A 10,832-nucleotide genomic window follows, 5' to 3' on the forward strand; every position below is an offset into this window, starting at 1 on the left:
CTATCTGCAAGAGCGTGAGTTGAAAACCTTTACTTTATCAATTTCACTACTTTACTTCATCAATTGCATTAGCAGTTGCTGCATCGCTTGCCCGCGATGACTGATGCGGTTTTTATCGCTCTTTTGCATCTCGGCAGCGCTTTTTTGTACGCTTGGCACCCAAAATAGCGGGTCATAACCAAAACCAAGCTCACCTTGCGGGGCGGGCAAGATTTCACCTTGCCAAATCCCTTGTGCAATGATGGGTAGTGGGTCATCGGCATGGCGCACGAGTGCCAACACGCAAACAAACTGCCCGATAATCGGTTCATTCGCGTGTCTGTGGGGTTCAAGCAGCCGCAATAATTTTTGGTTGTTGGCTAAGTCTTTATGCTGGCTAAAGCTGGCTTCATCTTGGGCAAAACGCGCAGAATAAATCCCAGGTTGACCGCCCAAGATAGGTACACATAAACCCGAATCATCAGCAATCGCAGGCAGTCCGCTAATACGGCTGGCATGCCGGGCTTTAATCAGCGCATTTTCAATAAAGCTCAGTCCATCTTCGACTGCGTCCTCGATGCCCAATTGCCCTTGCGGGGTGACTGTAATCTCAAGATTGGCTTGTTCAAATAATTGCTTGAATTCCGCGAGTTTGCCTTGGTTATTACTGGCGAGGACTAACTGGCGGGTAGGAAATAGTTGATTAAGGATAGAAACTGACATACAGACCCACTGTGTGTATTTTGCATAAAAAACTTGACCTTATCATAGCATAGTTAACAGTGGCTCGCGCTGCAAATACTCACATTGTAAAAGCCTTATACCAAACCACTACAGTTTTTTTTGAATAATTTGCTATCATCAAATAGCAAGTAACGGGTTAAAAATCAGCTTATTAGCATGCACTCATTGATTTTTACCCCACAAGATAATAAATCCCCACTATAGAAACGGTTAAATTCTGCCAATTTTTATGGCAAAATAACCCATGTGTTATGAGGATATTATCAAGGCTAATGATAGCAAGGTTAATAAACAAAGCTAACGATAGCAAAATTAGTGAGTGGTTTTAACCCTTGATAAAGCTTGATGAAGCATAGATAAATAACATAAACTAAATAACATCAACCCAGCCAACTTGCCATTTTGGATATGGTTTTGATATATGCGCTTTTAATACAAAGCTTTTATCATACAAATGGCATGTGGTTACTTTTATCATAAAGTCATCACAACAATAGCGAAGGAAAAAGGAAAATAACATGTCACACATTACATTACCAGATTTACCATACGCCAAAAACGCGCTTGAGCCACATATCAGCGCAGAGACCCTAGAATTTCACCATGACAAACACCATGCAGCGTATGTCAACAAACTAAATGAGCTACTACCAGGTTCAGGTCTTGAAGGTAAAGAGCTTGATGAAATCATCAAAGCCACCGCAGGTGATAGCAGCAAAGCGACCATCTTTAACCAAGCCGCACAAGTTTGGAACCATACTTTCTACTGGAACTGCTTGACAGCCAATGGTGGCGGTGAGCCAACGGGTGATCTAAAAGCCAAAATCGAAGAAGCATTTGGTTCTTATGCAAAATTCCGTGAAGAATTCAAAAACGCGGCCGTAAGCCAATTTGGTTCAGGTTGGGCATGGTTAGTGGCTGACAGCGTTGGTGGTCAATTATCAATCACCAAAACGGCAAACGCAGACACCCCATTAGCCCATAACCAAGTTGCGGTATTGACTTGTGACGTGTGGGAGCATGCTTACTACATCGACTACCGTAATCGTCGTCCAGACTACGTTGATACTTTCCTAGATAAACTGGTTAACTGGGATTACGCAAACGCCAAATACAAAGGTCAACCAGCTGGCGTAGAGAAATAATCATCTATCTTTGCTTTTTTAAGTCCTTTAATCGTTTAAAAAAAGCCGAATCAATTTCGGCTTTTTTATTAACGGACACTAAAAGTGAAATTTTGTTAATTCTTTATTCGACTTTCCGCTACCTGGCCACGGATGCTACCTGACCTATCGAAAGCAAACGGGTAAGGTAAAATCTACGCTTAAACCCATCAATCTACTTATCAGCCAAACGCATTGTCTAAAGATAAAAAATGTAGACAACAAAAAGGCGAGTATTCAATGCCTCGCCTAATTTATTCGCAAATTTTTGGTGGCGATAAAGCTGTGTTAAGAAACTTGCACAGGAATCACGTTGGCAGTGTCTTTAACGATATTACCTTCATCAAGGTAAACCAAGCGTGGATGATGGTTGTCGGCTTCTTTCTCATCCATTTGCGCGTAAGCAGCGATAATCACTACATCGCCTAAATCCGCCATGTGAGCGGCTGCTCCGTTGAGCGAAATCATTTTTGAGCCTGCTTCTGCACGAATCGCATAGGTGCGAAAGCGTTTACCATTGTTGACATTGTAAATGTCGATTGATTCGTTCTCACGGATACCCGCCAAGTCGAGTAACTCGCTATCAATGCCACATGAGCCTTCGTAGTGAAGTTCACAATGGGTCACACGCGCGCGGTGAAGTTTGGCTTTTAATAGGGTTAATAACATGATCGTTCCTTACCTTGTCAGGTTAACGCGATGCGCGTCATTGTGGTAAAAGTGAGCAGGCTAGTCATGAGAGGCTATTAACCAACTCGATAAAATTTAAACATGATTGAAATCTAAGGTGAGAAATTCATCCATCTTGCAATCAATATATGGAAGGAAAATAAAAGTTCAAGGATAGACCCTAAGATTTATCAATCTTGTCCTTTGGTTAGGCATGAGGTAGTTTAAAACTATTGATGGCTTGCTGGGCTTTGGCTAAGTCACCTGTCACCAAGTCGGGCAGGGTACGCATGGCAGCATCTAGCATACTGTCAAATGCGATTTGCTCATCAGCGGTCGGTTTGCCAAGCACATAACCCGATACTTTGGACTTATGTCCTGGATGACCAATCCCCAAACGTAAACGGTGAAAATCCGCGCCGATATGCGGCACGATATCACGCAGTCCATTATGACCGCCATGACCACCGCCTGTTTTTAAGCGCATACGACCCACATCAAGGTCAAGCTCATCATGAACAATCAGCAGTTCGTCATTGTGGATGCCATAAAAACTCACCATCGGCACCACCGCTTCCCCTGATTTATTCATAAAAGTATGCGGTAACAATAAGCGTATATCCATGCCATACACTACGCCACGTCCAACCAAACCATGAAATTTTTTATCCAACGTCATGGTGATGTTAAACGTCTCGCTCATACGCTCCACAAACCAAAAGCCAGCATTATGCCGTGTTTGGGCATACTGCTGACCTGGGTTGCCAAGTCCGACAATCAGTTTAAGTTTTGACACGCTGATTATTCCAACTTAAGCGGCAAATGACAAATGATTATTCATCATCAGATTTTGGGGCATCATGGGTGTCATCTTGTGCTTGAAGCTTACGTGCTTCTTCGTCACCTTCAGGATCACGAGTACCGGCAGCTTCTTCATTTGCTTCTGGCTCGATTGGCTCTTCAACTTCTACTGTTGGCGCTTGCATAGTAGCCACAGTACGGTTAAACGGTTCAGTCACTTCAAGCTCACGAATGGCAACGCCTTCAGGTAACTGGATATCTAACAAGTGAATCGAATCACCGACGTTCATGCCAGATACATCTACTGTCAAGTATTCTGGGATTTTTGAAGGAATGGCAGTGATTTCAAGTTCAGTGGCATTTGATACAAAGATACCGCCTGCTTTATGACCTGGTGCATCTTCAGCGCCTACATAGTGTACAGGAACAGTGATGTGCATCGCTTGACCACGGACGATACGTTGGAAGTCAGCGTGCATTGGGGTGTTTTTAGCTGGATGACGTTGTAGTGCTTTAATCACCACTTCTTCCGTACCTTGACCTTCTACGTTGATGGTCAAAATGTGAGAGAAGAAACTTTCTGTTTCAAGTGATTTAATCAATTCATTGTAACGGATAGCAATAGAGGCTGGCTCTTTGTCCGCACCGTATACGATTGCTGGTACTAGGTTTTGTTTACGAAGGCGGCGGCTCGCACCTTTACCTTGTAACTCGTCGCCACGTACAACAGCGTTTAATTCAAAAGTTTGGTTACTCATGGGAGTTTCCTTGGGTTAGGCTAGTCATGGGTGCCTTGTCAGTATGACTTGGCTTTTTGCCTTTACTTACAAAGCTCTACTTACAAAGCTTTAGTTAAAAAGATTGGCAAGTGACTAGCGAGTGAAAAAAAGCATAAATTTGCGACCAATTTATGCGTTATGCGCCACTTTTTTAAAAAATGGCAAAACTTATATAATATCAAACATCGCACTCAATGATTCTTCATTGTTGATACGACGTAGCGCTTCAGCCAGCATAGGTGCAATGGTCACTTGGCGAATTTTGCCTGTGTTTTTTGCGGCATCTGACAGTGGAATGGTATCGGTTACGACAAGCTCATCAAGCACTGACGCGGCAATTGTTTGGATTGCTTTACCTGACAATACTGGGTGAGTGATGTAACCCACCACCCGGCGCGCGCCACGTTCTTTTAATGCGGCAGCGGCTTTGCACAGGGTACCTGCGGTATCCACCATATCATCAATAATCACGCAATCACGGTCTTTAACATCACCGATGATATGCATGACTTCTGATTCGTTGGCTTTGGCGCGGCGTTTATCGATAATTGCCATGTCGGCATCGCCTAACTGTTTTGCCATTGCACGGGCACGCACCACACCGCCCACGTCAGGGGATACCACCATCAAGTTATCGTATTTTTGCTCACGCAAATCTTTAAATAAAACCGGCGTACCGTAAATATTGTCTACAGGGATATCAAAGAAACCTTGAATCTGGTCTGAGTGCAAATCCACGGTAACCACACGGTCAATGCTCACAATATTGAGCATATCAGCGACCACTTTTGCTGAGATAGGTACACGCGCTGAGCGAGGACGACGGTCTTGACGCGCATAACCAAAATAGGGCATCACTGCCGTAATACGACCTGCACTGGCACGGCGCAAGGCATCTGCCATTACCATGATTTCCATCAAATTGTCATTGGTCGGTGAGCAAGTTGATTGTAGGATAAAGACGTCTTTACCACGTACATTCTCTTGGATTTCAACCGCGACTTCACCATCCGAAAAACGCGTCACATCGGCACGTCCTAACGGAATATGTAAGTGATTGGTGACATTTTTTGCCAATTCTGGATGGGCATTTCCGGTAAAAATCGCCAAATAAGGCATATGCGAGTCCTATTTTTCTAGACAAACGACGGTTTCATCAAACAAAAAAAACTCATCAACTAACTTTTACAATTAGGATGAGAAAAACGTCATTACGTCAACTACTAAAAATGGGTTAGTAAAGAAAATGGCAGGGGTAGCTGGACTCGAACCAACGAATGCCAGGATCAAAACCTGGTGCCTTACCAACTTGGCGATACCCCTGTGACGGTGCGAACTATACCGATTTTAGGCGATTTTGTCAATGTAAAATGTCTTGAACAGCGCAGATTTTATGACAAAATTTTTACTACGTGATGCACAAGAAAATCTGTACATCTTTAAATATGGCAGGGGTAGCTGGACTCGAACCAACGGATGCCAGGATCAAAACCTGGTGCCTTACCAACTTGGCGATACCCCTGTATTGGAAGCGATATTTTAACCAAAAAACATAAAATTGCAAGCTTTTTTTGGGCATAAACACCAAAATTTTTGCAATCGTTGATTTTCCAAAATTTTGTTACAGCGTATGCACCCAATACGCGTGAAAAGGTGATGATTGTAGCCAGTGTTTGATGGTGTTTTTATCAAAATCGCTAGGTACTGGCAAAAACACACAGCTCCCTGAGCCCGTCATGCGCGGTGTGGTGTGGGTGTTGGTGGCAAGCGTCCTTAAAACCTTCATCGCGGCGTTGACGTCTGCAGATAAGGCACATACCACAGGTTCAAAAACATTGGTAAAGCCATCGGTTAACTCATTGGTAAAGGCATGGCAATGGCTTTGCAAATAGTGATGAGAAAGGCTTGCACAGTCCCGTTTTAGCAGCGGATGGGCAAAAAGTTCAGCCGTGCTGATATGGGCATCGGGTTTTAACAATAAAAATTGCTGCGCAGGCAAGTCAATCGGCGTTAAAATCTCGCCAATGCCTTCAGCAATGGAATCTTTGCCAAAAATAAATATTGGTACATCCGCGCCCAGTTTTGCGCCAATGAGGCGTAGCTGCTCATTGCTCAATCCCAGTTGCCATAGGGTATTGAGCGTCATCAGGGCTGTCGCACAATTAGACGAACCCCCGCCCAAACCTGCCCCCATCGGAATGTTTTTATCGAGGTGAATATCAACAATCGGTAATTGGGCGATTTGCGAGTCACTCAAGATTTGATGATTTTTGGCAAAGGCTAATAAGGCAATGGCCGCTTTAACAATCAGATTGTCGGCAGGGGTGTCGGTGACGTGCTCGGCATTGGTCAGGGTGACGGGTAAGTTGTCGCCAATGGTTTTATCCGTATGGCTAAAAGTGAGTGTATCGTACAAATCTATCAGCCGAAATACGGTTTGTAGATTATGATAGCCGTCGGGGCGTTTACCGGTAATATGTAAAAATAAATTGATTTTGGCAGGGGATTGTTGGGTAAGGGTCGGCATATTTTTATAATGAGTCACAGGTTTGCTTAAAATTCTAACACATCAATTTGCATTGAAGTTCATTGAAAGGATAAAAATCGGCTGTGCTATAATGCCTATCCTTTTTGATTCGATGTTCAAATTTAAAAAATGTCTCAACTTAAACCTTTTCTAAAATGGGCTGGCGGTAAATCACAACTCATCGGTGATATACAAGCACGTTTGCCAAATTATACAGCCAATCAAGATTTCTGCATGATTGAGCCATTTCTGGGTGGGGGTGCGGTCAGTTTTTGGGCATTATCTAACTTAAAATATTTAAAAAAACTTATTATTAATGACTTTAATGAAGATCTAATAAATGTCTATCAGGTTATCAAGGCAGATGTTCAACAATTAATGATTGAGTTAGATAACTTGCAAAGAGATTATGATAAGTTGTTAGATAAAGATGCAAAAACGCCTTATTTTTATGCTAAACGTGCAAGTTTCAATCAAAGAAATCTTGATCCAGTGAAGCAAGCCAGTTTATTTATATTTTTGAATAAATCCAGTTTTAATGGGCTATATCGAGTTAATAAAAAAAATCAGTTTAATGTGCCAATAGGTAGTTATAAAAGACCGATTTTTTTGGATAAAGCATTATTACTTGCAGTCTCTGACGCGTTGCAAAAAGTCGTGATTTTACAGGGTGACTACGAGCAAACGATTAAAGCGCTACCAAACGACTTACCTTGCTGGTTTTATCTTGATCCACCTTATCGCCCGATTAGCGAAACAGCAAGTTTTACTGCTTATTCTCATCAAGTTTTTGATGACAGTGAGCAACGTCGGCTGCATGGGTTTTGCCAAAAAATTGATAAATTGGGACATCAGTTTTTATTAAGTAATTCCGACCCAACGACGCACAGCAAGTATGATGATTTTTTTGATAATCTTTATCAAGATTTTAATATAGAGCGAGTAACCGCTAATCGTGCTATTGGGGCAAAATCAACCAGTCGTCAAGCCGTCAATGAATTGTTAATACGGAATTATTAATTATGGATAGTCAATTGTTTGCAGATGAACATTTTGAGAAGTTCATTGAGACACTAAATTTAAAAGGTATCACTCAGTTTGATTATTTTGTGAACTGGGGAAAGGTGTTTAAAAATATTACCCCAATCGAAAAAGAGCTGAATTTGTTAAACACTGCCATTGGTAAAGAAGATATCGAAGCGGCATTGTTCGATATTCTTAAGACTTATCCGAAGACAATTAAGACAGTACCCACTCTTTTGGCAATTCGAGATAAATCAGTTGAAGTTTTGATTGATAGCACGGCTTTTATTTATAAAAATTTTGACTTCAATTTAAAAGAAGTCACAGATGAAAAAATTCACGATGTGGTAAATCTCTTGATTGAGAGTGGTTTTGCGGAATTGATCAAAACCAAGCAAATTAAAAGTATCCCTGACTATTGTATTGGTGTAGAAGTTGGACTTGATTCCAACGGTCGAAAAAATCGTGGTGGTACATCGATGGAAAAACTCGTTGAATCCTTTGTCGCCATATTTTGTCATGAACATAATTTAGCTTATTTGGCTCAAGCCAACGCCAAAAAGATTAAAGAAGTTTGGGGCATCGATATTGCTGTTGATAAATCTTCGAGAATCATCGATTTTGTAATCAAAAAAGATGCGCAGTTATTTTTTATCGAGTGCAATTTTTATGGCGGTGGTGGCTCAAAGTTAAAATCCACCGCAACTGAATATATCGAAATGAGCCGCTTTTGGCAGGCTCAAGAGGTTACTTTTATTTGGGTGACTGATGGGAAAGGTTGGCTGAAAACTAAAAATCCATTAAAAGACTATTTTGAACGCAACAATATTTTGCTTAATATCGAAATGTTAAAAGATGATTTTCTTGAAAAAATAGTTCTAAGCTAAACCTTGATTTACAAGTGCATTGAATAACTTAGCTCTACCTGAATACCCCCAATAAGTTATATCTTGCTCTATGAACAACCACTTCAAGGCTAAACAAGTTTCTTCAATAGTTAATAGTCCAACGTTGACGTTAATAGTTCTTAGAAACGACTGTATATGGGTAGAGGGTACACAATTATAGATGTTGTGGATTGCAGGAATAATATTTGTATTATAAACATTAGGATCTGAGTTTTTTTTCATTAAAAGCTCATGAAAAATATGTTCGTGTGAAGGATTTCGAGTTCTTCTATTAGCACCTTGAAAATAAATATCCTTAAACATTACTCTAAAATCCATACCTTTATTTAAATTAGTTTGTCTAGCAATATAGATATTTCTAGAAACACATTCTTCAACAAAATATTCATATCTTTCTGTTCGTGTTTCATCCCCTGCTAGCTCTTCAAGAAAAGTCATTACTACAAAATCTCTAATTTCCTTACGTGTATTCAAATTATCTGGTATAACCAAACGTGGTTGATGAAGATTAACGGTCACTAAATACTCCTAAAAATCAAATAATTCACTAAGCGACAAATCAAACGCGTTAGCAAAAATCTCAATATTGATTAGTGCAGGATTTCGCTCGCCACGTTCGACCATCCCAATATAGTTACGATGAAACCCTGTCAGTTCTGCTAACTGCTCTTGACTGAGGTTTTTAGCTTTACGCAGTTGGCGAATTTTTTGCCCAAACTTGATTAAAATGTCATTTTCCATTGCGTTATTCTCACTGATTGATTAAAATTAACTACACACAATAAGTGTTATTTTGGGATTATTGACATGCATGTTGCTTACAAGTTCAATGATGATTGTGAATGGCTAGCGGATGAAGGTATCAAAGGCAAAATTGTGAATACCTTGCGAATGCTTAGCTTGGATAGTCGATTAGAAAACCAGACGGTTTTCATTCCTGATGGTTGTGAAAATATGGGTTTTTTAGAAGGGAGTTATGATATCGCGTCAATGTTGCACTTTATTGCGGATATGATGGAATGATTTTTTATCAATCACAATCGCAGGACTTTACGTTGTTGCAAGGCGATAGTTTGCACATCCTACCAACTATCCATGATAAATCTATCAATATGATTTTTGCCGACCCGCCCTATTTTTTATCCAATGACGGGTTAACGGTAAAAAATGGCATGGTGCAATCTGTCAATAAGGGCGAATGGGATAAATTTAGTGATGATAATGAAGTCTATATTTTTACTTATGATTGGCTAAGCCAAGCAAAGCGAATGTTGGCAGATAATGGCACGATTTGGATGAGTGGAACCCACCACAATATTTTTACGCTAGGGCGAGTATTATCACAACTCAATTTTAAAATCTTAAACATGATAACTTGGGAAAAACCCAATCCACCGCCAAATTTTTCTTGTCGCTATTTCACCTATTCAACTGAATGGATAATCTGGGCAAGAAAAAATCCAAAGATTCCACATTACTTTAATTATGAATTAATGAAGTCGCTCAATGGTGACAAACAAATGAAAGACGTTTGGCGACTCCCTGCGGTATCAAGTTGGGAAAAGCAATTTGGCAAACATCCTACGCAAAAACCGTTAGGATTGTTGTCAAGGATTGTTTTGGCGTCTACTAAAGCTAATGATGTCGTGCTTGACCCATTTACAGGCTCATCGACAACAGGTATTGCTGCCAATTTATTTGGTAGAAGATTTATCGGAGTTGACCAAGATAGTAATTTTTTAACCTTAAGCAAAAATCGCTATCTTGGGTTGGATGAAAAATCACGCCAATATTTTAAAGAGAGAGTAAAACAACAGATTAGCTTATAGCTTTCATTATTTTCGGCTCTTGAATCGGCAGATTGAGCACAGCAGCCAAGGCAGCCAGTGCCATATCGGCATACCACATATACTGTTGACTTCCTCCCCTCCCTATCGTTCGGGGATTTCTTCTGCAAGACGGTCAAGCCCGACCGCAAGAATGTTTTTACTGGCATTAATATCTCTATCATGCCATGTGCCACACGAAGCACAAGTCCATTCTCTTATTCCAAGCGATGTTCTACCTTTCGGACTATTGTCGGTGATGTCACCACAACACGAACATCGCTGGGTCGTGTATCGTTCATTCACGATTTCAAAACGGCAACCTGCGTTCTCGCATTTGTAGGTCAGTTGCCTTTTGAGTTCAAACCAACCTGCATCGTAAACCGATTTGGCTAGTTTGCCTTTTTTGTTGT

General features: G+C 40.9%; 14 protein-coding genes and 2 tRNA genes. 5 read left to right on the forward strand and 11 right to left on the reverse strand.

What is annotated here, in order from left to right; translation table 11 throughout:
* Positions 1-51: 51 nt before the first annotated feature.
* The gene (rdgB, locus tag RTR63_RS10515) at positions 52-702 is read right to left on the reverse strand and encodes an RdgB/HAM1 family non-canonical purine NTP pyrophosphatase (RefSeq protein ID WP_065254098.1); all 651 of its coding nucleotides are present in this window, start codon (positions 700-702) and stop codon (positions 52-54) included.
* Between the two features lie 539 nt (positions 703-1,241).
* Between rdgB and RTR63_RS10520 the strand changes: the two genes are divergently transcribed.
* Positions 1,242-1,868, forward strand: a complete 627-nt coding sequence (locus tag RTR63_RS10520) for a superoxide dismutase (protein WP_076775005.1) — start codon at positions 1,242-1,244, stop codon at positions 1,866-1,868.
* 306 nt (positions 1,869-2,174) lie between these two features.
* Here the strand turns inward: RTR63_RS10520 and panD are convergent, their stop codons facing one another.
* The 7 genes from panD to ispE form a co-directional block, all read right to left on the reverse strand.
* Positions 2,175-2,555 (reverse strand): aspartate 1-decarboxylase, encoded by a 381-nt coding sequence (panD, locus tag RTR63_RS10525; protein WP_036589204.1) that lies wholly within the window; start codon positions 2,553-2,555, stop codon positions 2,175-2,177.
* 208 nt (positions 2,556-2,763) lie between these two features.
* Positions 2,764-3,351 (reverse strand): aminoacyl-tRNA hydrolase, encoded by a 588-nt coding sequence (pth, locus tag RTR63_RS10530; RefSeq protein ID WP_312524136.1) that lies wholly within the window; start codon positions 3,349-3,351, stop codon positions 2,764-2,766.
* Between the two features lie 37 nt (positions 3,352-3,388).
* Complete coding sequence (locus RTR63_RS10535; protein ID WP_007117245.1) at positions 3,389-4,114, reverse strand: 50S ribosomal protein L25/general stress protein Ctc; 726 nt, start codon at positions 4,112-4,114, stop codon at positions 3,389-3,391.
* Positions 4,115-4,303: 189 nt separating this feature from the next.
* Positions 4,304-5,254 (reverse strand): ribose-phosphate pyrophosphokinase, encoded by a 951-nt coding sequence (locus RTR63_RS10540; RefSeq protein WP_095356733.1) that lies wholly within the window; start codon positions 5,252-5,254, stop codon positions 4,304-4,306.
* A 128-nt stretch (positions 5,255-5,382) separates the two neighbouring features.
* Positions 5,383-5,458, reverse strand: a tRNA-Gln gene (locus tag RTR63_RS10545).
* Positions 5,459-5,581: 123 nt separating this feature from the next.
* Positions 5,582-5,657, reverse strand: a tRNA-Gln gene (locus tag RTR63_RS10550).
* A gap of 99 nt (positions 5,658-5,756) precedes the next feature.
* Positions 5,757-6,662, reverse strand: coding sequence for a 4-(cytidine 5'-diphospho)-2-C-methyl-D-erythritol kinase (gene ispE, locus RTR63_RS10555; RefSeq protein WP_409418214.1), 906 nt, complete (start codon positions 6,660-6,662; stop codon positions 5,757-5,759).
* Between the two features lie 129 nt (positions 6,663-6,791).
* Here ispE and RTR63_RS10560 point away from each other — a divergent pair, with 129 nt between their 5' ends.
* Entirely contained in the window at positions 6,792-7,682 is an 891-nt protein-coding gene (locus RTR63_RS10560) for a DNA adenine methylase (protein ID WP_144918227.1), read from the forward strand.
* Positions 7,683-7,684: 2 nt separating this feature from the next.
* Positions 7,685-8,572, forward strand: a complete 888-nt coding sequence (locus RTR63_RS10565) for a type II restriction endonuclease (RefSeq protein ID WP_312524141.1) — start codon at positions 7,685-7,687, stop codon at positions 8,570-8,572.
* Here RTR63_RS10565 and RTR63_RS10570 read toward each other — a convergent pair.
* Both RTR63_RS10570 and RTR63_RS10575 read right to left on the reverse strand, forming a co-directional pair.
* Entirely contained in the window at positions 8,564-9,112 is a 549-nt protein-coding gene (locus RTR63_RS10570) for a hypothetical protein (protein WP_309575482.1), read from the reverse strand. The two genes, RTR63_RS10565 and RTR63_RS10570, sit on opposite strands and share 9 nt — an antisense overlap.
* Before the next feature lie 9 nt (positions 9,113-9,121).
* Positions 9,122-9,334: a helix-turn-helix domain-containing protein gene (locus RTR63_RS10575; protein WP_312524145.1), complete on the reverse strand. Its 213-nt coding sequence runs from the start codon at positions 9,332-9,334 to the stop codon at positions 9,122-9,124.
* A 66-nt stretch (positions 9,335-9,400) separates the two neighbouring features.
* Here RTR63_RS10575 and RTR63_RS10580 point away from each other — a divergent pair, with 66 nt between their 5' ends.
* Both RTR63_RS10580 and RTR63_RS10585 read left to right on the forward strand, forming a co-directional pair.
* On the forward strand, positions 9,401-9,616 hold the full coding sequence (locus tag RTR63_RS10580; protein ID WP_036596632.1) for a hypothetical protein: 216 nt from the start codon (positions 9,401-9,403) through the stop codon (positions 9,614-9,616).
* Positions 9,613-10,422 (forward strand): DNA-methyltransferase, encoded by an 810-nt coding sequence (locus RTR63_RS10585; RefSeq protein ID WP_312524146.1) that lies wholly within the window; start codon positions 9,613-9,615, stop codon positions 10,420-10,422. The genes RTR63_RS10580 and RTR63_RS10585 overlap by 4 nt, the downstream gene beginning before the upstream one ends.
* Positions 10,423-10,524: 102 nt before the next feature.
* On the opposite strand, the gene RTR63_RS10590 is transcribed toward RTR63_RS10585, so the two are convergent.
* Positions 10,525-10,832 (reverse strand): RNA-guided endonuclease InsQ/TnpB family protein (locus RTR63_RS10590; protein ID WP_312524147.1); only part of this gene is annotated, 308 nt, incomplete at its 5' end.

The organism is Moraxella sp. CTOTU47724 (assembly GCF_032014955.1).
In the GTDB taxonomy this organism is placed as follows: Bacteria; Pseudomonadota; Gammaproteobacteria; order Pseudomonadales; family Moraxellaceae; genus Faucicola; species Faucicola tetraodonis.